A 20,776-nucleotide genomic window follows, 5' to 3' on the forward strand; every position below is an offset into this window, starting at 1 on the left:
CGAAGCGTAGCTATCTGCAAATTTGCCATTTCATGAGTTAGACAAACTGATATTTCTTAAATTGATGATATGGCAAAGATAGTAAAAAACTTATTTTCCGGCATACAATCCGATGCGATTTCCTTCACAATCGGCAAAAACGGCGAACCAGCCTCGTCCTTCGGCTTCGATTTTTGTCTTTGGGATGATTATTTTCCCACCGTTACGTGTGATTGCTGTTGTCATAAGCTCTATATTTTCACAATTGAAGTGAATCAGAACCCCGTGTTCCGAGGGATTGAATCCTTCTGCATAAGAGATCGCTCCCACACTCTGTTCTTCACCTTCTTCAACAAAGAATGCCATCTTTTCTGTTTCACACTCTGCTACCGGCATCTTGATGCCAAAGATTGTCTCGTAGAACTTTACCGCCCGGTTGAAGTCGCTTGCCGGAATCTCAAAAAATGAAATCAACTTACTCATAGTCTTCTGTTTTTTAATGATTAATTAATTTGCTTTGCAAAGACACTGCAAAAGTAGGAACGGCAGTCGGCGTATGATAGGAAAAAAAGGACATTCTATCTTTTAGAGTGTAGAGAAGTAATCGGAGTAAGGTGCACAAAGTGCCAGATACTCTCCCGGCGTATAACCGGAAAAAGCTTTAAATTCTTTAATAAGATGGGATTGGTCATAATATCCGCATTCATAGGCCAGTTGGGCAAAATTGATGTCCGGCTGTGTTTGCAATGTGTACAAAGCCCGTTGTAAACGGACAATACGGATAAACTCTTTGGGTGTAGTGCCTACATATTCATGGAAGACCCTGTTAAACTGCTTATCGCTGAGGCAGGCTGTCTGGGCCAGACTATGAATGGCAGGTTGGGGACACTGGTTTATTTCTTGTATGGTAGCCCCTATTCTCTTTATGTTATATTCAGCGGAAGAATAGAAGCGTTGGAGCAGAAAGTACTCTATTAGTTCTATACATTGTGTATCATCCGGTGTCTCTGCGACTCGTTTAGCCAGGTCTGCCAATGCGATGTCTCCGATATCTTCTATTGAAACATTCATTCCATATGTTTCTCTGACAGGTAACCGGAAAAAGAGTTTCGGTGTATAAGGCTGAAATACAACAGTGATCATATCAATATTTCCGGTAGAGACCACATCGACGTAAGTATTAGATTGTCCGCAGATGAAAGCCTGTGGCTGTAGTTGCCGGGTGGTAGACGAAAACAGTTGTTTACCCCGATGGAAAGTTAAATGAACGCACCCGACAGGAATGGTTCGTTCCGTGACGGGTGCGGAGATATCAATCCGTAATATCCAGTAATACTTGATAAACGGAGTTAGTGCGGCACAAGGCTTAATGAGGCTGAATGTTTCCATACTGTGAGCAAAGATATTTTATAAATGCAGAACGTGCAAAAATACTTCTTTGCTTTTTCTTCTGATTGTAAAAAAGAGACATTCAATCCTTTTGAGAAAATAAGCCTACTTGATATTAGGGTTCAGGCTGTGCCAATCTTTTATTGCCGGGATAATCCCCATTTCAATGACCTCATCACGCAGTTTGCACAGATGTTTATAACTGTTTTCCAGTTCTTGCTGTTCGGTAGGAGTACCCTGTACTTCTTTATAGCTGACACCATCTTTCGTGATAGACGTTTCCATTGCCATCATGATATGGTTGAATTTTCCGTCGGATACATACGTGCCGGCTGGCCAGCGGAAAGGTTGTCCTCCCATAGCTGCAGCGATCATTTCAATAGAAAGATAGGCCGGGCTTTGGAAAGAAGAACGTCCTCGCAGGTCGATGATGTGCTTACCACCCTGAATAACACGTTGTTTGATAGCCTCCCATTCTGTTTGGGGCAGGTGGGTAGTACCAATCCAGTTGGTCAATGTATCACCATCTACGGTAGTAGTGGATGCAAATACTGCCATTTGTTCGCCATGCCCACCGTAGGTACGACAATTTTGTATCTTGGAAGCAGGTATTTTGAAGAACTTTACCAATTCGTTTTGTAGACGGGTGCTATCCAATGCTGCAAGTGTAGATACCTGTGAGGGTTTCAGACCGGAATAAAGCAACGTGATCAATCCTGTAATATCTGCCGGATTGAACACTACTACCACATGTTTCACGTTAGGGCAGTATTGGCGGATATCTTTACCAAATTGGGCGGCAATCTCTGCATTTCCCTTTAAAAGATCTTCACGTGTCATACCTGCTTTACGGGCAGCACCACCGGATGAAACGACGTAAGCTGCTCCCGTCAGTGCTTCCTTGATGTCAGAAGTATAGGTGAGGTTGACATTTTCAAATCCACAGTGATATAACTCTTCGGCTACACCTTCCAGTGCGGGTGCATACGGGTCATACAGGCAGATGTTAGGGGTAAGTTTCATCATCATGGCAGTTTGGGCCATATTTGAGCCAATCATTCCGGCAGCTCCTACAATCGTTAATTTCTCGTTGGTTAAGAATTCCATAATCTTATATTTTTTATAAATGAATAGGCGGTTTTTATGTTCACGCTACAAATATAACGACTTAATCGCCAGAATGTTCATTGAAAAAAGTTCTGGCTGATAATGAAAAGTTATATCGAAGAAAGGGATATCGTTTAAATAAACTATCTTTGCGAAAAATAATAGTTGGAATTTAGTTACTGACAGCTTGAAATCCTTTAATCTGACTCTGACTACGAAAATATGTTGTATAGATTCTAACTATTAACCAATAAATTTTAACTACTGGAATATTATGCGCATTGAATTAGGAAAATTCAACCAGCTTGAGGTTGTAAAAGAGGTCGATTTCGGAATGTATCTTGACGGAGGCGAGGAAGGTGAAATTTTGCTGCCTACTCGTTATGTACCCGAAAATTGTCAAATAGGAGATGTATTGAATGTATTTCTCTATCTCGATAATGAAGAAAGACTGATTGCTACCACATTGACTCCATTGGTGCAGGTGGGGGAGTTTGCTTGTCTGGAAGTGGCATGGATTAATCAGTTTGGCGCATTTCTCAATTGGGGATTGATGAAAGACTTGTTTGTGCCTTTCAGTGAACAGAAGATGAAAATGCAGGTCGGTAATAAATATATTATCCATGCTCATCTCGATGATGAAAGTTATCGCATTGTAGCTTCCGCAAAAGTAGATCGTTATCTTTCCAAAGAGAAAGCAGAGTATCAGCCGGGAGAAGAAGTTAATATTCTTATCTGGCAAAAAACAGATCTTGGGTTTAAAGCTATTATTGAGAATAAGTTTGGTGGTTTACTTTATGACAGCGAAATATTTCAGCCTTTGAAAACAGGAATGGAACTGAAGGCTTATGTGAAACAGGTTCGCGAGGATGGGAAAATAGATCTGATACTTCAGAAACCAGGGTTCGGGAAAGTAGATGATTTCTCACAAGCATTGTTCCAATATATAAAGGATAAAGGAGGTAGGATTTTGTTGACGGATAAAAGCCCTGCAGAAGATATCTACGAAACCTTTGAAGTGAGTAAGAAGACTTTCAAAAAAGCTGTTGGCGACTTATACAAGAAACGCCTGATCGTTTTGGAGGAAGATGGAATCCGGTTGGTATAATCCTAACCATGATAGGGGAATCCCTATACACGAATATAGATAATCATTAGGGTGGGGAGTTTTCTCACCCTATTTTTGTGGTATAAGAAAACACAAAAGTTGAATTACTTAAATGTATAGGGTATGAAAAAGATACATGTTTTATTGATGTTGTTGCTTCTGGTGATAAGTGCTGGTTGCGGTTCTATGAACAAGATCATGAAAGTACAGGAAGGAATGAGCAGGCAGGAGATCTCAAAGATTTTCGGCACACCGGATTACCGTCGTTTTGACAGAGGAATGGAAGAATGGGAGTATCACAGTCTGTCTGTTATTGGGGGAGAAACTAAAATAACCGTGATTACGTTTGATGAAGGAAGGGTATCAGGCATGAATACATTTGTCCGGGAAGTGTACACACATCCGGTGCCGGTACCACATATACATTAAAATATATGTTTTCAAGAGAAAAGTTTCACTTAAACAATACAGATTATGAAAAAGATACATACTTTTGGCATCTTGTTGATGATGATATTGCTTGGCAGCTGCATCTCTTCTCAAGCAGGCTTTACAAACGAACAGTTACTGAGTATTCGTAAAGGGATGACGCTGGAACAGGTAACAGATGTACTTGGCTCACCTTCTTACAGGACTTTTAATGACAAAGGGGAGGAGTGGGAGTTTCGGGTGTTCGTGTTTTCCGGTTGGTCTGTAGTTAAGGTATATTTTGTAGACGGGAGGGTGACGGAAATGAAATCTTACTTGGAGAAAGAGAGTGATTGCCATACCCGGACAGATAAAAATAAAATAGAAAAGATATGATACGTAAATTGATACTTGGTTTTTGTTTTCTGCTGGCAGTGGTTTCAGTAAAAGCTTTTTCTCTGAATGGCATTTCTATCGAAAGTCCTCGGGAACAAGTGGTTGTGTTTATTGATGGACGGCAGGTATGTAAACCTACATTCAGTTGCTTTGTTGCCAACCTGGATGGAGGCAGTTACCGTGTACAGGTGTATGCTGCCCGTCGAGGAGAACAGTTTAACAGAGAAAACTTATTGCTGGATGAACGTGTTTATTGTTCAAGTATGAGCGTGAAAGAGATTGTTATTGCAGGTGAAAATTATCCGGGGCACAGGCCTGACCGACCTGGACATAGACCGGACGATTTTAATCCATGGGAGCCGGTAATGAGCGATGATTCCTTTGAACAGTTTATAAATTCATTGAGAAATCAACCTTTTGAATCCGACCGCAATGCTTTATTCGACAATGCTTTAATGAGTTCTTATTTTACTACCGATCAGTGTATCCGCTTGTTGGAATTTTGCAGGTTTGATAGCGAAAGAAAACCATTCCTTATAAAGATATATCCGAGAATTGCTGATAAAGCAAACTTCTTCCGGGCACTGGACAAACTGACATTTAGTTCGGATAAGAAAGAAGTAAATGACTTTATAAAAAGATATCACCAAAGTAATAATATAAAATAATATACCGATTATGAAACGATTGATTATACTATTATTTGCCATCGGGATAACTGCCATGAGCAGTATGAGTATGGCGGCTATGAGTAATAGCAGGGTACGCAAAGAGACGCGCTTCCTGACTGATAAGATGGCGTATGAACTAAACCTGAATACGCAACAGTATAATGATGTCTATGAAATCAATTTTGATTTTATCTATTCCATTCGCTATTTGATGGACGATGTAATACGCGGATACGAATGGGCACTGGATGATTATTACAATTATCTGGATGTGCGTAATGACGATTTGCGTTGGGTGTTGAGTGACTCACAGTATCGTAGGTTCCTGGGACTCGATTATTTTTATCGTCCGATATATGCTAATACAGGTGGGTGGAACTTCCGTGTGTATATCACATATACGAACCATAACCACTTCTACTTCCCAAAACCACCTCATTATCGTAGTTATTCCGGAGGACATTACCGGACACATTTTCATAATGTAAGTTATTATCGTGGGCGCTATAACCATAGTTATTATCGAGGAAACTATAGTGTGAGAAATGATCGGGTGTACCATACTAATCGTCGTTCGGACTTCGGATCGGTGAATATTCGTCCGAATACAAGTACAAGGCCTTCTTCCAGACCCGGAACTCGTCCAAGTACTGGTACAACTACCCGTCCAAGCACTGGTACAACTACCCGTCCGAGCACTGGCACGACTACCCGTCCGAGCACTGGCACGACTACCCGTCCAAGCACTGGTACAACTACCCGTCCGAGCACCGGTACAACTACCCGTCCGAGTACCGGTACAACTCGTCCAAGTACTACTCCGGGGACGTCAACCCGTCCGGGAAATTCTGAAACGAAGCCAAGTTCTACCTCTCGGCCTACTACGCGGCCCAGTAGTAGTTCTTCATCTTCAAATCGTGAAAGTACATCAGGTAGTAGAAGAGATAATAATACTTCAGGCAGCAGTAGCAGGGTAAATAGCAGTACAAGCCACAGTAGTACAAACTCCGGAAACAGTAGCCGCAGAAGTAGCTCTTCAGCTAACCGGGAAACGACTTCCCCAAGTAATAGTCGTCGTAGTTCGGTTTCCAGTGGACAGTCCGGACGTAGTTCTTCTTCCTCCAGTTCATCTTCAAGTAGCAGAAGTTCTTCTTCCAGCTCTTCTGAACGGGGAAGTAGTTCAAGAAGATAAATTATTGGGAAGTTCTTATCAATCAGGGATTATAAAGGGACGATTGGTAATTCCGGAAATAGATAATTAAAAAACTCCTCTTTTTCTATATAAATAAGGGAAAGAGGAGTTTTATGATTTGTTTGGGAAGTGCATAACTGTTTTTAGCTGTTTATTCATAGCTGTCGTCCGTCTCATTTTCCTCTTCTTCTTTTTCTGAAGAGTAGGCTTTTATTATATCTTTGGCGGGACCCGTCAATTGAATGTCCGGTTGGATTCCTGCAGCTTCAGATTCACTTATTAAACCTTTCTTTGCTAATCGTCCGGCGATAAGTCGGTAATACTCCTCCAGGTTCTCTTTTAGTTTCATATCTGTAGTGAAAGAGTTGCGAAAATGTTTTGGCTTCGGAATAATGGAAGCCAGAAAAATACTTTCCTCTGTCGTCAGTTGTGACGGACGTTTACTAAAGTAAAAAGCGGCAGCTTCATGTATACCATATACCATTGGCCCCCATTCAACTATGTTTAAATAAACCTCATATATTCGTTCTTTGGATGTCAGCCTTTGTGTTTCTATTAACCACACGATAAGGGCTTCTTCCAATTTTCGAGCAAAGTTTTTATTTCTGGTAAGAAATACGTTCTTGACCAATTGCATACTTATTGTACTACCTCCCCGTGCAAAACGTTTTACTTTTAAATCGTGTATCAGTGCTTCGCGCATCGCATCAGGCAAAAAACCGCGATGATAGTAAAAAGCCCCGTCCTCACTTTGTAAAACTGACATCTGCAATAGAGGCGATATTTCGTTTAATGGGGTGAAATGTTCCCAAGAGGGGCCGACAGGAAATGTACGTACCGGCAGACCATTTTCGTAAGCTGTATACTCGAATTCATCGGACATCTTTCTTAAATTGGTAGCTCCATATTCCAATATACGAAAATCTTTCTCTTTCAGTTCTGACTCAAATTTCAGACTATCCGGTGAAGCGAAATTTATATCCAAGAGAAAGCGATAGGCAAGGTTACCACTTGTTTTGATGCCCTTGAGGTTACTGAATAATCCTTTGGGAAGTGAGCTGAATAAATCATCAGCAGGAAACCAGGTTTTGTTTACTGAAGATGTGAAATGCCAATTTTCTTCTTGTTTTTCTATCCGTACGTATGGGTGGAAATCTAATTTGTTGAATGTGACGGTAGTCATACTATCCAACTCTATGGCTTGTCCGGAAATATTGATTTGATAAGATAACTGTCCCTGGTTTAAGTTGATGATTTCTGGTGAGAGCGCTTTATGATAAACAGTCAGCCCGCTGACTTTTGCCCGGCCACTGAGTGAGAGCACCCGATTATCATTGCTTTGTGTTAAGCTGCAAGATAAAGTGTCAAAGCCAGCCTTTGCATCAAATCGTCGGGAAATAGATGGAAGTGAAATTGCTTGTCCTTCTTTTGGATACATTTCAATTTGTAGTGTACGTGTATGGTGGTTGAGTTCCCCATGAGTAATCCAATACTGGATAAGAGTATCTTCACGTACTTTTATCACAGAATGGAAATGGTTATTATTGATTTGAAGTGAGGGGAAAGTGATTGTGACGAAATTGTTATCCTTTTGCTCTGTAACACAAACTCGGTTTAATTCACCATTGGCCGGCAGAAAGCCGAAAATCAGATTTAGAAGCCTGTTGGCTTTTTGTGCGTAATCTTCCTTTTTGGCATGCTTCAACTGTTGTACTTTCGGGTGTCTTTGCATAAAAAGCCAATCATAATTTGCTGTGGAGTCCTTTTTGATGAAATGTATATATAGACCATCTACCTTTATATCATTTATCTCGATCTTTTTAGTAATCATGGTCTGAAACCGGAGCCGAATATTTGCTGATTGTAAATGGAGAAGGGTATCCTGACCTTTGGGAACAATAGAAAAATCATTTAACACTATTTCATTAAAACCGTTCAGGTGTATATCTTCATATTGAATTTGCAATTCATATGCCTGTTCTACCTGTTGGAGGCGTTGCTCAACCAAGTGTCTTATAATCTTGTTACGGCTCAGATACAACCCTGTCAGGCCAATGATGATAATACATCCGATGACTACTGTTGATTTTAATGCAATTTGTTGATACCTTTGCATAAACTTTCTCCCTTCTTGTTAGAGCTTGATTTTCTGGCTGCAAAGTTAACTATAAACTATTATTCGTAAGTACTGTATCCTAATTAAATGATCGTATCATTGAAACGCAGATTATCGTAAATTTACGCAAAGAATATTGTCCCTTAAGTGTAGCAAGCCATCTAATCAGCGAAAATCTGCGATCATTTGCGTTTCAATAAAACACTGGCATAGTATGAATTAAATTTGAAGTACCACTTATAATAATATCCGCTAAATATCGTTATTCTATATAGTTATGGAACGTTTAAAGACATTTACAGATAAACGGGGGAGTCTGACCCTTCTTGAGGTAGGACAGGATATACCTTTTCCTGTTGAACGTGTGTTCTGGATACATAATGTACCCGAAGGACAGGAACGTGGACAACATGCCAATACGGAGCTGTCCGAATATCTTGTGGCTGTCAGCGGTAGTTTTGATATCTGGACAGAAGATATAACGGGACGTAAACACTATCATCTGTCTTCTCCTTCCGAAGGCTTGTTAATTCCGCCGGGAATGTGGAAGGTTATGAGTAATTTTTCACCGGATGCTGTTGTTCTTGTTCTGGCTTCTCATCCCTACTGCCTTGATAATTATATTAATTCATACGACGAATTCCTGGAATATATAAAGAAATGACACTTGCTATCCGAGACTTACAGTTGAGCGTTGTCCGTTATACATCGGACCAAAAGATAGTTTGGGATAGTTTTGTGGCTGCCTCCAGAAATGGTACGTTTTTGTTTATGCGTGATTATATGGATTATCATGCCGATCGTTTCACCGATTATTCTCTGCTGTTTTATAAAGGAGGGCGATTGCTCGCTTTATTACCGGGAAATATGGAGGGTGATACTTACTGTACGCATGGCGGCTTGACATATGGCGGGTTCGTTCTTGCTTATCAGGCAAGTGTGAGTGTAGTACTGGAGGCATTTTATCTTTTGTGCCGTTACCTGAAAGAAACCTCCGGAATAAAGCGGATTGTTTATCGTACTATTCCTTTTATATATCATAAATATCCTGCTGAAGAGGATTTGTATGCCCTGTTTCGCTTGAATGCCCGACTGACAGAGCGGAAGATCTCTTCGGTTGTAATGCCTGGTGGAGGCTGTCCTTTCAGCACACTTCGGCGTCGAAAACTGAAGCTTGCACATATGAGTGGATTAAGCATTTGCCAGGATGACGCTTTTAGTGCTTTCTGGCCTGTTCTGGAGCATAATCTGCAACAACGTCATGATCGATTACCGGTACATTCGTTAGAGGAGATTGTACGCCTTAATCGTCTGTTCCCGGAAGAAATAAAACTTTATCGGGTACTCGATAAAAACGAAACGGTAGGAGGATGTGTGATGTATATCTCTGGTGAAGTAGCTCATGTCCAGTATATTGCTTCTACTGATAGAGGGCGGGATATGGGAGCACTTGATCTTTTGTTTGACTGCCTGATAAACCAAATTTATACAGAGAAACGTTATTTTGATTTTGGAGTTTCTGTAGAAGATGGAGGACGTTATCTGAATGAGGGATTAATATTCCAGAAAGAAGGATTTGGTGGACGTGCGGTCATGTATGATACATATGAACTTTGTTTAGACTCTGTGGATGATGATTAAATATTTCGATTTACAGCGTATTAGCGATTCTTTCGAACCGGAGATGTCGGATGTTATGCTTCGTGTGGTTCGTTCCGGTTGGTATTTACAGGGAGAAGAAAACCATCTTTTTGAAGAGGCTTTTGCTGATTATTGTGGTACAACCTGCTGTGTAGGTGTAGGTAACGGATTGGATGCATTGACTCTTATCTTTATGGCTTACTGCGAGTTGGGAGAAATGCAGCCCGGTGATGAGGTGATTGTTCCTGCCAATACTTACATTGCCTCTATATTAGCGGTGATCCGTGCCGGAATGAAGCCGGTTTTCTGTGAACCTTCTTTGTTGTCATGTAATATAGCTCCCGAAAAAATAGAATCCCTGATTAGCTCCCGAACCAAAGCTATACTTCCTGTGCATCTATACGGAAGATGTGCTGATATGCAGCCCATTAAAGATATAGCAAGACGTCATAATCTCAAAGTTGTGGAGGATGCGGCACAAGCTCATGGTGCCATTTATAATGGGAAACGTACCGGTAGCCTTGGAGATGCAGCCGGATTCAGTTTCTATCCGGCGAAGAACCTGGGTGCACTGGGAGATGGTGGTGCAGTGACTACCAATGATGAGTCGCTTGCTGCGATGGTCCGTTCTATCGCCAATTATGGCTCTTCTGCAAAGTATGTCCACCTTTATAAAGGTATAAACAGTCGCCTGGATGAACTTCAGGCCGCCGTATTGCGTCTGAAACTGTCGCGTCTCGATGCTGACAATGAACGTCGTCGCCTGATTGCCTCTCAATACATGACGCATATTCAGAATACGCAATTAACCTTGCCACGAGTCGATGACTGGCAGCAGCATGTATTTCATATTTTCCCTATCTTTTCATCTTGCCGTGACAGGTTGCAGACTTTCCTTGCGGAGGAAGGAATACAAACACAGATACATTATCCGATTCCTCCGCACAAACAAGAGGCCTTGACTGAATATGCTGCTCTTTCATTGCCGGTGACGGAGCAAATACATCGTGAAGAATTGAGCTTGCCCATGTCTCCCCTGATGACGGTTGAAGAAGTGGCCTATGTGATTGCGGCAATCAATAAGTTTGAATAAATCTGTTCGTATTCTGGGGATTAATGTGTTTCCCAAAAGTCTGCATACTGTTGTGCCACTTTTACATAGTCATGATGCTTTCTTACGTATTCAATGCTTTGTGCTGATAGTATTGGAATCTGTTCTTTATGTTGCACGATGAATTCCAGTTTCCGGAAAATATCTTCTTCGGAAGGATATACGTTAATAATAGGACGTAGTTCTTTCTCGTTTATTATTTCATAATTTTCTTCTTCTCCACCTCCCACTACGATAATCCCTTTTGCCATAGCTAACAAAGAGTTCATAGAAGGAGTATATGAATATAACTGATCTAATTGTACGTCGGCGTCATCCATTAACCGTTGATAGGTATCATAGGGAGTATCGATAGCTTCTGTAATATAGCATCGGTCCGGATATCTTTGTTGTACTTCCTTGAGAACGGGATACATAATATCTGTTCCTTTGATATCACTTCGTGCAGATTGAATACCGATAAAAAAGTTCACTTTTTCGGGTTCGGGCCGTACCCGGCTAACAATGTCAGAATAGTCAATCGGGAGTGGGATGAACGTTAATTTATCCGGGAAGTATGAAGTGTAAGATACATAATACTCCCATAGGCAGGCTATGATGCCATTGCAGGTTTGAGCTATTTCTTTGTTGGCACGTGCTGTTCCGCCGTACAGGCATTCTTTTATTATTTTACGGTTGACAGGCGTGTCTCTGAATTTGTCCTGAGATTTGAAATCAGAATATTTAAAGACATTCGTTTCCATGCAGGTTTTTACGTAGTAATGGTCTGTACCAAAGGCACCTAAGAATATCTTCTTATTATGTTTCCGTAAAAAACGATAGATGGGCAGGCTCTTTTCCGGTTTCAGATGCAGAAAACAGGGATTAACGATTTGTACGATATCATATCCCTTTAATTTAGGAAGCAATAATAAAACCTTTGCCAGATATTTGACTCCATCTATTTTACCATTTGTTGGGCGCAACAGAGAGATATCCCGTTTATAATTTTTCCAGTGGTTACCGTCTGAGACAACACACACTTCATGTCCTAATGTGCGGAGTCCTTCTGCTAAGGTCCAATGGATATTGCTGAATTCACCAAGAAGTAGTATTTTCATAACAGTGCAAAAAGATTGAGAGGTATTCGGGCTACAGAGTATTTCCATGAGTATTTTTCATTTGGTAATGGAAGAAACTGATGTTTTTTTAATTCTTTTAGAGCCGCAGGATATCCCAAAAGTGGATAATGGTTGTGTATTAATTGTAATATATAGTCAATCGTGAGGAAATGAATTCTCCTTTGTAGCGCCCGTTGTTGCTGTGAAGAAGCTTCTGCAGCTGTCTCTTTCAGATAGTTTTTCAGATCTGTCAGTATTTGCCGGAAATTCTGTATCCGTTGAGTACGGTTGGTTACATCCTGCTTGTGCAAAATAGAATGGGGGCACTGATAATAGGCATATACTGTCAAGTTTGTTATGATAGTAGTTCCGGCATGGAAATAGGCTTTGGCCACGAATGCTTCGTCTTCGTGATAGGCATTTTCAGGGAATACAAGCCGATGTTTGAGAAGCCATTCTCTTAGAAAAAGATGCCTCCAGGCTGTACCCATGAAATTATGTTCATTCATGAATGCAGCTCCTGTCGGATAGGTTTTAGATGTGGCTTCTTCTTTACTTCTAACTGTTTCATTGGGGTGTGAAACTTGTTGAAAACCAAAGGATATCATATCCGGATGTTGTGTTAGCAGAACTATACATTGTGCCAGCATTCCCGGAAATAGATAGTCATCCGCATCTATAAATAACAGATATTCTCCCCGGGCTTTACCAATACCAATATTACGCGCTCCACCCAATCCTTTGCCATTATCATCCTCAATGAGTATTTCGTAGTCCTCTGTTTCCATACCCTGATTGCGGATGGAAGTAATACAACGTTCCAGCATTTTTTTATTTGCCGTTCCATAAAAAGGAATGATTATACTTAGTAATGGCTTCATTATGCAAAAATAGTAATTTATTTAATATGCTGCCATAGTCTTTTTATGGCAATCCATAAGGAGAATGTGATTAATAACATACATATTGCATAGCCGTACCAAGGACTGACAGGTACCAGATAGCGTACAGAAATAAAACTGGCTATAGCTAATGTACTGGTAAAGAGAAATAGGTATAATACTTCCCGGTTAAATACAATCTTGAAGATTTTTCTGCAGGTAATTCCCACTATTGCCAGATAGCAGACATAACTGAATAAAAAAGCAATGCCTATTCCTTCAATTCCCCATAAAGTATATCCTATGATATTGGTTATTAGTATAGTGCTCCATGAAAATAATTCGGTACCAAGAAATAACCGGTGTGCTCCTTTAACGATAAGTATATATCCCATACTGGTAGAAACCACTTTAAAAATCATACCTAATATGGCCCATGACAGAAAAGGAATGACCGGTAGGAACGATTTGGTCAGTAGCAGGCGGACAATCAGAGGTGCTGTTGGCAGAAAGATTGTGATAACCGGACACAGTATCAGCAGTGATACTATGGTCTGCTGATTCATTATGGAACTGAGTTTCGTGTTTTGATTATGAACAGCTGCCAGTCGGGGGTAGTAGTCGGTACTCATTGCCACAAAGATAAGCCCGATGTATTTGTCTATCAGTCCGAACCCGGACTGGTAGATACCCACATCTTCCAATCCACCGTGACTTCTAAGGTAGATATTGAATAGATAGCTGACCAATGTACTGGCAAAACCGCTGATGGTAAGCATGGCTCCGATTGTGATGATACTTTTACCTTCCTGACGAACAGATAAAGGTGGCACCTTTTGTTTGTCGCGGAACAGCAGTGTAGCAAAGTAACCACAAATGGAAGAGAGTATAATAGCAACCACAACGCCATCCGTTCTCCATATATAATAAATAGGTAGTGAAATAAGAAGTCCTGCAGATGCACCCAGTAGATTGGCTTGTGCCAGAATACGGAGGCGTCGGAATCCTTGAAATATGGCGAGTTCTCCTTTGGTCAGCGTGTCAAATAAGATGGTACAGGCGAGCCACATATATGCTCCTGTGAAGTCTCGCGTTCCGAAACTCCATTGTGATAGCCAGGGAGAAAGTGCAAGCACCACCACTGCACCGAGTAAGCCGGCATATAAGCTCATTTGCCGGATTAGAGTTGCTATTTGTGCAGCTTTACGGGGATCTTCGGCAGAGGAGAGGCTTTTGACACCTCCCTGATTGATACCTAACCCCGTTATACTTTGTACCATGCTTATGGCATTGTTGAACATTCCTAACAGGCCTACACCGTCTACACCAAGAAGCAATGCCACCACTTTGGTACGTACCAAAGTAAGCAGAACCTGAAAAGCCTGTACGCCTCCGAAGAGGGCTGTAGCTTTTACGATACTTCTATATTCTTTTTGTTGTTCCATAAAACAATAGGCAAAGATAATTAAAAATAGTACACTGTCCGCATATAAACGTACATGTGTTCATTTTCGTACACTAAGGATTTACTTTATGTTGTTGGTTATCAGTGTTTTATTATTCTGGCACACCTCTTGCATTTATATATTACGAAGGCCGTCATCAAATAAAAAACGAAAAAAAATAGAAAGTGATGCAACCTTTGAATAAGTCAATACGTCTAATATATAAATAGGAAAAAATTTAACTAATAAAAAATATACGATTATGAAGACTACAGTATTTTTCAGAATGATTGTTTTAGTAGTGATGACAATTACAGGTGTTGTAAATGCAGAGTTAAAAGCACAGGATACGAACTTTGTAACGAATGAAGTAAAAGAGGGTGACTTAGTTACGTCGAAGGTTATCTATCGTATGGATGGTTCGCTTTATCGTCATATGAAATATGATTTTTCTTATGATGATCAGAATAGAATGACTGCAAAAGAGGCATTTAAATGGGATGGCAGTCATGATAAATGGACTCCGTATTTTAAGATTACTTATTTGTACACCAATAATGAAATCACAATGGAATATGCACGTTGGAATGAGAGTCGCAAAGCATATATTGATTCAGTAGAGAAGACGGTTTATGAGTTGAATGAACAAAACATGCCGGTTGCCTATATGAACTATAAGTGGAATAAATCGGAGAGTGACTGGACTATGAATGTGGTAAACAGAGTTGACTATAATTCAAATCTGATAGCATTTGCTTATTAAAAATATTTGTAATAAAAATAAAAACGAAGCTCCGCGTTACCAAGAAAGTAACGCGGAGCTTCGTTTTTCAGTGTATACTTTCTTTTATGGAAGTACAATTTTATCTGTAATGCAATAATTATTGCAGTAAACACGAATGATATAAAAACCACCCATGAGTCCGCCGGTTGGTAGAATGAAATAATTACCTGCTACGGCAGGTGTATTTGTGAAAAGCACTTGTCCGCTGATGCTAAGTATTTCTACTTTGTCTATACGTTCGCTTTGCAGAGTGAAATATCCGTCATGTGGGTTGCCAGATATCTGAATTCTGTTTTTATATCCGTTCCCCGGAGTATAAATGCCCGTAGCACGGTCCAGCATTAAAGTGGTAATGATAGGGTCATGGTCAGAACAGCGATAGGGATCCGGCGAATAGTTTATGGCATTTTTGTAACCAAATTTACTTTGTTCATCTGCATTGATATGCCAGGGCGCTGCATCTACTACCTGCTTGCTCATGCTGGCAGAGGCTATGGAGTGATCCAGATAGCCGATAGCTCCATTGTAGGCATAGCTATAATCCTGCGGAGAGAAATGCTCCAGCAAGTTCACTAAAGAAGTATTTGTAAGTATCCGTATCGGGTCTTCTTTGGAGTATGCATTCAGATCTCCCAGTATCAGTATATCCGGGTCTTCGTAATAATTGGTTAGTGCATTCAGTTCGTTGACCAATGTGTAGGCTTCTGCTTTCCGTTGATTATTTGATTTCCCCTGTCCGTCATATTGATCGGCATCGGTGCCGCTACCAGACGATTTCGACTTAAAATGATTCAATGAGATAATCAGCCTTTCCTGGTTTTCTTTCAGATTGAAGGCCTGTGCTACATGACGGAGTTTGAGGTATGAACCAATGGTGAGGACTTCTTTATAAGGTTCTACCTTATCCGTGTTGTAAACAAATACATTCTTAGTATACGTACTTTCTTTCGTATCCCCATTGTCTGTATAAGCATACCGGTTTGTTCCGGCTATGTCATTCAATCCTTTCACAATATCCTGCACGGCCGTTTGTCCTTCACCAACTTCGCAGAGTGCGTATATGTCTGCATTTATTGCTTTGAGAGCTGCAAGTATTTTAGTACGCTGGCGTGTGAACTCATTCAGGTTGGCTGCACCGTAGTCCGGATTCCACAATGACGAATTAGCAATGTAGAAGTTCAGGTTGAAGCTGGCGATTTTCAGGTTGTGTGGTGCTGTTACTTTCCGGGGGTGAGTGGTACGCTCATTACCTACGAAGGAAGGAGCCATTTTGGGGATGATTGTATAAGTGCCGTTATTGACAGATACTGTTCCCGTGAGGTTGGTGGTTTGTTGTCCGGTACGGTAAAAAGCTGTTTTATCTACTTTAAGGGATAGTATGCGCTTAGGGAACTCTTTTTGCCATTGAGCATACATTTCTTCCCCCGGTTCATGTTCTTCTGTGGCAGACTGTATGCGTTCGGCGGCTAAAACCAATATACCATTAGAACTTAATTGCCGGGTATCCGTGATAATGAGCGGATTGGTAATGGTTACATCCTTTCCATTCAGGCCTGTATTAAAATCATCAGGGAAGATAATCTTTTGTTGACCAAGCAGAGCGGTCGGCAGGAAAATCAGTAATAGGAGTAACCTTTGCTTCATAGACAGCTTTTTTGTTTATGAAGCAAAGATACTGATATTATTGGTTACTCAATAGCCTTTCCTTTGTAGAAGTCGAGAATCTTGGTACGGAACAGATAATCATATTTTGCCTGTATCTTGTCCGACAGCGATTTTGTCAGATTCTGTTTGGCTTCGTTGTATTCAACGAAAGTAGCTTTCCCGTTATCGAACTTTTCGCTCATCAGGCGGAAAGACTCTTCGTTGGCTGCGACGGCCGCTGTACTACTGTTGAATTTGCTTTCGGCAGCTATAGCGTTGTACCATGCCTGTTGAATCTCTTTGTAAAGCACCTTTTTAGTGTTATCAAGTTTCAGGGCGAGATTGGTTTGCTGTAGTCGGGCACTGCGAACGCGGTTACGGGTAGCCAAGCGGTTAAACAGTGGTATACTCAGATTGAATCCGATGCCTTTATTCAGATTGTTTTTCAACTGAGATCCGAAACTGTGCTCGGCAGATCCGTTTAGTGTATAGAAATTCGTTCCCAAATTCGCTCCGAAAGAAAGTTGTGGGTAGTAGTTACTTTGTGCGATGCGTATACTCTTTTCACTACCTTCCAAGCGGAGTTGTGCAGCCCGGATACCCGGTTTATTACTCAATGCTTCTGTATATATATCATCCGGTGGGGTCAGCGGGGCGAAATCTACAAGAGTATCTGGTTGTGCGAGTGAAAATCCTTTGGGAGTAGACAGTTCCAGCAATTGGCTCAAATTCAGTAAAGCCAATTGGTAATTGTTTTCAGCTTGTACTAAACTCATTTCATCTTGTGCTACCCGTGCTTTAGCTTCAGCTACTTCAGCTGCCGACGCTTTTCCTACTTCGGCCAGGCGGGTAATACGTTTGCATTGTTCTTTACTGAGTTCAACCTGGCTGGCTGCTACTTTATTGAGTTCCATATTAAATAAAACCTGTAGATAAGAAGAGGTCACATTAATAGCAACATCCTCTTTTGCCTTATTCAGATCTTCAATAGCAGCTTTGAAATTCAGTTTGCTAAGGGCATACTGATTGGGTAGTTGCAGTCCGGTAAATAGTGGGACATTGGTACTAAGACCGAATTGTGTACTACCACTATTGATGTCACTATACGTATTGTCTACCGGTGAAGCCGAACGTCCCCAGCTCCAGCTCTGACCTGCCGAGCCACTCAAATTCGGTAACCTTGCCCACTTTGCCGTATTTGCCTCTATAGCACTTTGTTCGGCAGCATTAGCTGTTTGCTGAATTTCTATATTGTGCTCGATGGCATAGTCGATACATTGGCGTAGCGTCCACCCTTCTTGAGCCTGACTGGTGGCATAGAGTGTGGCAAGAGAGAATATAATAAGTCCTTTTTTCATAATTTCCTGTTATTGATTTTACTTCTTATCTTTCTTTTCCGCTCCACGGATTTTGTCTTTGGCTGTTACACCACTTTTAATTTCAATCTTGATACCATCACTCATGCCGGCTATAACCGGTTTGCGCTGGAATTTCTGTTCTGGTACGGAATCTGTCATTATATATACAAATGTAGAGTCACCACTGAATTCAATCACGCTTTCGGGCACCGCCAATGCCTGCTGGGCACGTTGAAGCACAATCTCTGCGTTGGCCGAGTAGCCCGAACGGATCTGTACACTATCCGGAACGACTACCGCTGCTTTTATCTCAAACTGATTGGCTCCGTTTTCTTCCACACCTTTGGGTGAAATGTATTCCAGTGTAGCATCGAACGTCAGGTTTTGCAATGCACCGATAGTCAGTTTTACAGGCATACCTTCGTGGATACGGCCTACTTCCGTTTCGTCTATCTTGCCTTTGAAGATGAGGTCATTCATGTTGGCCACTGTAGCAATAGTCGTTCCGTCGTTGAAGGTATTACTCATGATAACTGAGTTACCGGCCTTTACCGGAACATCCAGAATCAGTCCGTCTATTGTAGAGCGAATCAGTGTGCTGGAAAGTGAAGCACTATTTTTAGTGATACCCTCCTTGATGATTTCGAGAGCATCTTTGGCTGTCTGCACTTCTTCGCGACTCTGTTTCAGTGCTACTTCGCTTTTCTCAAAGTCTTCACGGCTGATCAGCTTGTCTTTGAATAGTTTCTCTATGCGGTTGAAGTCTGTTTGTGCTTGTTTCTCATTTATTTCCGCCAGACGCACACGGCTTTCGGCGGAGTTTACCTGTCCCAGTTCCGGAATAACCTTTACTTTGGCAATCACCTCTCCTTTGCGGATATTTTGTCCGGCTTCTTTGTATACTTCGTCAATGATACCGGAGATCTGGGGTTTGATAAGAATTTCATCGCGTGGTTCTACTTTTCCCGTAGCTACGGTTGTTTTTTGAAGGTCGGCCACCTCTGCTGTTACGGTTTCGTATACAACAACTTTTGGTCTTGATTTCATCCACAGGAATACAAATGTCCCTATAATACCGGCTGCCAGGAGTACCAGCAATGTAATTTTCAGAAACTTTTTCATTTTAGTTTTATTTTTGATTTTTATTTTATTCTTGTTTTTCACTTTTCTTTTGGGGCACGTATCTGTTATTCGTCCCTGATAGCCTCTATCGGTTTTATAGCCATTGCCCGATAAGCAGGTGCCAGTCCTGCCAGCATGCCCAGTGTGATGAGTAGCAGGCAAGTACCTACGGCTAAGCCGAATGTCACCTGAAAGCCGAAAGACCTTCCGCTGTCACTGGTAATCGTCAGATCCATAACCTGAAGTACCAGCACGGCAAATGAAATTCCCATCATTCCGGCTACGGTGGTCAGTACCATACTTTCGGAGAGAATCTGCTGGAGAATATCTTTGGGGCGTGCACCAATGGCACGGCGAATTCCAATTTCGGTTGTACGTTCGCGGACAGTCACCATCATAATATTCGATACCCCGATTGCTCCTGCCAGCAGTGTACCCAGTCCCACCATCCAGATAAGAATGCGTATTCCCGTGAACAAGTTGTCCATCATTGAAAACATGGCTTCTGTGTTCAGTACCATGATTGCTTGTTTGTCGTCCGGCGATATGAAGTGTGCTTCTTTAATGATACGTTCTACTTCCGGTTGTATATCGGTCACTTTCAGTCCGGGTTTCACTGTAAAGCAGGCCAGCTCTATGTTACGTCCCAGATTATAGGCCCGTTGCATGGTGGTGAAGGGTAGTATAACCGATTCTGACGACTGTCCTTGAATATTGATATTTCCTTCTGCTGCCGACATGCCGATGACACGGTAGTAAATTCCGTCTACACGTATGTATTTCCCCAGCGGGTCAGTTCCCGGGGTGAACAGGCTTTCGTATACACGCTTTCCGATGACGCACACTTTGCGTGCCTCACGGATATCCACATCGTTTATAAATCGTCCGAGTGCGATATCCTGTGCTTCGATATTTTCATATTCGGGGTGCAGACCTTTTACGATACAGTCGAACTTTTTGTCCTCGTGCACGGATTTAGCCCCCCAGCGGGCAATGGAAGGAGTAATAAGCTCGATGCCTTCTACATTTTCACGTATCCGTTCAATATCATCGATGTTCATACTCCACCAACGGCCTTTACTAAATCCTTTGTAAGCCTCACCTGTACGTTGGGGCCAGGCAAATCCCGAGTTGGTAGCAAACCCCTCAAATTGTACTTGCATTGCATTTTGCATACCCTGTCCGCCACCAATGAGTGCCACAAGCATGAAAATACCCCAGAATACACCGAATGCCGTAAGCAGGCTTCGGGTTTTGTTTCTTGTTATCGTGATGAGGATTTCCTCACACGTGTCCATGTCTATTCGCATCTTTATTATTTACT

General features: G+C 41.5%; 20 protein-coding genes. 9 read left to right on the plus strand and 11 right to left on the minus strand.

All coding sequences use genetic code 11. The features are described 5' to 3' along the window. Positions 1-90: 90 nt before the first annotated feature. From HCG69_RS12425 to HCG69_RS12435, 3 genes are all read right to left on the minus strand, one after another. Positions 91-462 carry a VOC family protein gene (locus HCG69_RS12425; protein WP_025866783.1) on the minus strand — a complete coding sequence of 124 codons (372 nt, stop codon included), beginning with the start codon at positions 460-462 and terminating at the stop codon, positions 91-93. Positions 463-564: 102 nt separating this feature from the next. After that, positions 565-1,368 carry a helix-turn-helix domain-containing protein gene (locus HCG69_RS12430; RefSeq protein ID WP_221650293.1) on the minus strand — a complete coding sequence of 268 codons (804 nt, stop codon included), beginning with the start codon at positions 1,366-1,368 and terminating at the stop codon, positions 565-567. Positions 1,369-1,473: 105 nt separating this feature from the next. Beyond that, positions 1,474-2,475, minus strand: coding sequence for a malate dehydrogenase (locus HCG69_RS12435; protein WP_221650294.1), 1,002 nt, complete (start codon positions 2,473-2,475; stop codon positions 1,474-1,476). Positions 2,476-2,749: 274 nt separating this feature from the next. On the opposite strand from HCG69_RS12435, the gene HCG69_RS12440 reads away from it, so the two are divergent. The 5 genes from HCG69_RS12440 to HCG69_RS12460 all read left to right on the plus strand — a co-directional run bounded on the left by HCG69_RS12440 (position 2,750) and on the right by HCG69_RS12460 (position 6,250). Then, the gene (locus HCG69_RS12440; protein ID WP_221650295.1) at positions 2,750-3,583 is read left to right on the plus strand and encodes a S1 RNA-binding domain-containing protein; all 834 of its coding nucleotides are present in this window, start codon (positions 2,750-2,752) and stop codon (positions 3,581-3,583) included. Between the two features lie 123 nt (positions 3,584-3,706). Further along, positions 3,707-4,012 carry an outer membrane protein assembly factor BamE gene (gene bamE, locus HCG69_RS12445; protein WP_221650296.1) on the plus strand — a complete coding sequence of 102 codons (306 nt, stop codon included), beginning with the start codon at positions 3,707-3,709 and terminating at the stop codon, positions 4,010-4,012. A gap of 45 nt (positions 4,013-4,057) precedes the next feature. Further along, positions 4,058-4,387, plus strand: a complete 330-nt coding sequence (gene bamE, locus HCG69_RS12450) for an outer membrane protein assembly factor BamE (protein WP_221650297.1) — start codon at positions 4,058-4,060, stop codon at positions 4,385-4,387. Next, positions 4,384-5,055: a DUF4476 domain-containing protein gene (locus HCG69_RS12455; RefSeq protein WP_221650298.1), complete on the plus strand. Its 672-nt coding sequence runs from the start codon at positions 4,384-4,386 to the stop codon at positions 5,053-5,055. Before bamE (HCG69_RS12450) ends, HCG69_RS12455 begins: the two co-directional genes overlap by 4 nt. A gap of 10 nt (positions 5,056-5,065) precedes the next feature. Then, positions 5,066-6,250 carry a hypothetical protein gene (locus HCG69_RS12460; protein WP_221650299.1) on the plus strand — a complete coding sequence of 395 codons (1,185 nt, stop codon included), beginning with the start codon at positions 5,066-5,068 and terminating at the stop codon, positions 6,248-6,250. Between the two features lie 151 nt (positions 6,251-6,401). Here HCG69_RS12460 and HCG69_RS12465 read toward each other — a convergent pair whose 3' ends face one another. Further along, positions 6,402-8,366, minus strand: coding sequence for a biosynthetic peptidoglycan transglycosylase (locus tag HCG69_RS12465; RefSeq protein ID WP_221650300.1), 1,965 nt, complete (start codon positions 8,364-8,366; stop codon positions 6,402-6,404). Positions 8,367-8,643: 277 nt separating this feature from the next. Here HCG69_RS12465 and HCG69_RS12470 point away from each other — a divergent pair, with 277 nt between their 5' ends. From HCG69_RS12470 to HCG69_RS12480, 3 genes are read left to right on the plus strand one after another with little or no spacing between them, the layout of a single operon-like run. Further along, on the plus strand, positions 8,644-9,030 hold the full coding sequence (locus tag HCG69_RS12470; RefSeq protein ID WP_002559095.1) for an FdtA/QdtA family cupin domain-containing protein: 387 nt from the start codon (positions 8,644-8,646) through the stop codon (positions 9,028-9,030). After that, positions 9,027-10,007: a GNAT family N-acetyltransferase gene (locus tag HCG69_RS12475; RefSeq protein ID WP_221650301.1), complete on the plus strand. Its 981-nt coding sequence runs from the start codon at positions 9,027-9,029 to the stop codon at positions 10,005-10,007. Before HCG69_RS12470 ends, HCG69_RS12475 begins: the two co-directional genes overlap by 4 nt. Continuing rightward, positions 10,000-11,100, plus strand: coding sequence for a DegT/DnrJ/EryC1/StrS aminotransferase family protein (locus HCG69_RS12480; RefSeq protein WP_221650339.1), 1,101 nt, complete (start codon positions 10,000-10,002; stop codon positions 11,098-11,100). The genes HCG69_RS12475 and HCG69_RS12480 overlap by 8 nt, the downstream gene beginning before the upstream one ends. A gap of 20 nt (positions 11,101-11,120) precedes the next feature. Here HCG69_RS12480 and HCG69_RS12485 read toward each other — a convergent pair whose 3' ends face one another. From HCG69_RS12485 to HCG69_RS12495, 3 genes are read right to left on the minus strand one after another with little or no spacing between them, the layout of a single operon-like run. Beyond that, positions 11,121-12,218, minus strand: coding sequence for a glycosyltransferase (locus HCG69_RS12485; RefSeq protein WP_221650302.1), 1,098 nt, complete (start codon positions 12,216-12,218; stop codon positions 11,121-11,123). After that, positions 12,215-13,099, minus strand: a complete 885-nt coding sequence (locus HCG69_RS12490; protein ID WP_221650303.1) for a glycosyltransferase family 2 protein — start codon at positions 13,097-13,099, stop codon at positions 12,215-12,217. The genes HCG69_RS12485 and HCG69_RS12490 overlap by 4 nt, the downstream gene beginning before the upstream one ends. Before the next feature lie 17 nt (positions 13,100-13,116). Continuing rightward, positions 13,117-14,544 (minus strand): O-antigen translocase, encoded by a 1,428-nt coding sequence (locus HCG69_RS12495; RefSeq protein ID WP_221650304.1) that lies wholly within the window; start codon positions 14,542-14,544, stop codon positions 13,117-13,119. A gap of 262 nt (positions 14,545-14,806) precedes the next feature. Here HCG69_RS12495 and HCG69_RS12500 point away from each other — a divergent pair, with 262 nt between their 5' ends. After that, positions 14,807-15,307 (plus strand): DUF3836 domain-containing protein, encoded by a 501-nt coding sequence (locus HCG69_RS12500; protein ID WP_221650305.1) that lies wholly within the window; start codon positions 14,807-14,809, stop codon positions 15,305-15,307. 84 nt (positions 15,308-15,391) lie between these two features. Here the strand turns inward: HCG69_RS12500 and HCG69_RS12505 are convergent, their stop codons facing one another. The 4 genes from HCG69_RS12505 to HCG69_RS12520 form a co-directional block, all read right to left on the minus strand. Then, the gene (locus tag HCG69_RS12505; RefSeq protein WP_255585905.1) at positions 15,392-16,972 is read right to left on the minus strand and encodes an ExeM/NucH family extracellular endonuclease; all 1,581 of its coding nucleotides are present in this window, start codon (positions 16,970-16,972) and stop codon (positions 15,392-15,394) included. A 44-nt stretch (positions 16,973-17,016) separates the two neighbouring features. Further along, positions 17,017-18,330 (minus strand): TolC family protein, encoded by a 1,314-nt coding sequence (locus HCG69_RS12510; RefSeq protein ID WP_221650306.1) that lies wholly within the window; start codon positions 18,328-18,330, stop codon positions 17,017-17,019. An 18-nt stretch (positions 18,331-18,348) separates the two neighbouring features. Next, a complete protein-coding gene (locus tag HCG69_RS12515; protein ID WP_221650307.1) occupies positions 18,349-19,452 on the minus strand; it encodes an efflux RND transporter periplasmic adaptor subunit in 1,104 nt (367 codons plus the stop codon). Between the two features lie 65 nt (positions 19,453-19,517). Continuing rightward, a complete protein-coding gene (locus tag HCG69_RS12520; protein WP_221650308.1) occupies positions 19,518-20,762 on the minus strand; it encodes an ABC transporter permease in 1,245 nt (414 codons plus the stop codon). Positions 20,763-20,776 lie beyond the last annotated feature (14 nt).

The sequence above is a fragment of the Bacteroides sp. K03 genome (assembly GCF_019734355.1).
Lineage (GTDB): Bacteria > Bacteroidota > Bacteroidia > Bacteroidales > Bacteroidaceae > Bacteroides > Bacteroides nordii.